The 1,487-nt window shown below is 56.8% G+C and carries 1 protein-coding gene; it reads left to right on the forward strand.

Annotated elements, in window-relative coordinates:
• On the forward strand, positions 1-1,487 hold a 1,487-nt coding region (locus A1351_RS08180), incomplete at both ends, for a glycosyltransferase (RefSeq protein WP_157096202.1).

Below are 1,487 nucleotides of genomic sequence, written 5' to 3' on the forward strand. Positions count from 1 at the left end.
CGGATATTACCGAGCCGCCGACGCCTATGTGTCTTACAGCGAGCATGAGGGCTTCGGCGTGCCCTTGCTCGAAGCAATGGCGTTCGACACGCCCGTAATCGCCTATAACACATCGGCGATCAGCAGCACGCTCGGCAAAGCGGGCTTACTTCTGCAGTCTGCCGATCCGACCGAGTTGGCAAGCGCATTGCGCATTTTGTTCGAAAGCCCGGAGCGTCGTCGAGCCGTAATCCGCGGCCAACGCGAGCGGTTGACAGAATTCAGCCGGGCAGTCGTGGCGGAAAAGTTCCTGAGTTTCATAGAGCCGCATCTTCCTCGCGGTGTCGTCCCCTATCGACCGCAGAGCGCTGCTGTTCGGAGCGCGTCCGAGCGGACCTTTGTGTTCGAAGGGCCATGCGAGACAACTTATAGCCTCGCTCTCGTCAATCGCAATCTCGCGTTCGGGCTCGACGCAAGAGAGCGCACGGTTGCGCATCTCGCGCCGGCGGAAGGTGTTCCAGGTTACGAACTCAAGCCTGAAGGGCTTGAGGCTTACCCACAGATAGAGCCGCTTCTCGAGGCACCGCTACTGTCCGCACGTTCGACCGAAGTTTCGATCCGCAACATGTATCCGTTGCGTCCAGCGGGAATGTTAGGCGACTTTCGGCTCTCCTATTTCTTCTGGGAGGAGAGTGAGATTCCGTCAGCGCTGTGCGCATTGATGAACCGATACCTCGACGGGATCATCGCGCCTACTCACTTCGTGCAGCGTCTGTGTCGCAACAGCGGCGTGCGCATTCCAATACAAGTTTGTGGCGTCGGTCTCGATCATCGTTCTGTCGCCACTGATACCCCGCGCCCCGGTACAACGAGACAATTCTGGTTCGGGCATATTTCGTCCGGTATGGCGCGAAAGGGCATCGAGGAGTTGATAACGGCCTACGCCATCGCTTTCAAGGCTGCAGACGATGTCGAATTGATCATCAAGTCCCATCATAATGTGAGCAATGTCGTCGACGCTGTCGTGCAGCGCGTGATCGCCGGTCGTGCGAATGCGCCGAGCATCAAGATCGTCTATGACGATCTCGACGATGAAAATATAGAGTTCTTCTATGACATGATCGACGCTATGGTATTGCCCACTCGTGGCGAGGGTTACAACCTACCAGCCGCCGAGGCGATGGCACGTGGCGTGCCCGTTTTGGTGACGGCTTACTCTGGGCATATGGACTTCTGCAATGACGACAACGCGTATTTGGTCGATTTCCGATTGGAGAGTTCGAGTAGTCACGTCAACAAGGAAGGTGCTATGTGGGTCCGGGCAGATGTTGCCGACCTTGCTGTGAAAATGCGCCTCCTGTTTGAAAACAATGGAGACTCAATGATGTCGAGTAAGATCGACGCAGCGCGGAGGACAGTGGCCCCCCTGACTTGGGCAGCGTCGGCCGAGAAAGTCGAGGCCTTTGTCGACAGGCTTTCAGAACCGAGGCCACAGCAACGAAAAATAG

This window comes from Methylosinus sp. R-45379, assembly GCF_001644125.1.
Lineage (GTDB): Bacteria > Pseudomonadota > Alphaproteobacteria > Rhizobiales > Beijerinckiaceae > Methylosinus.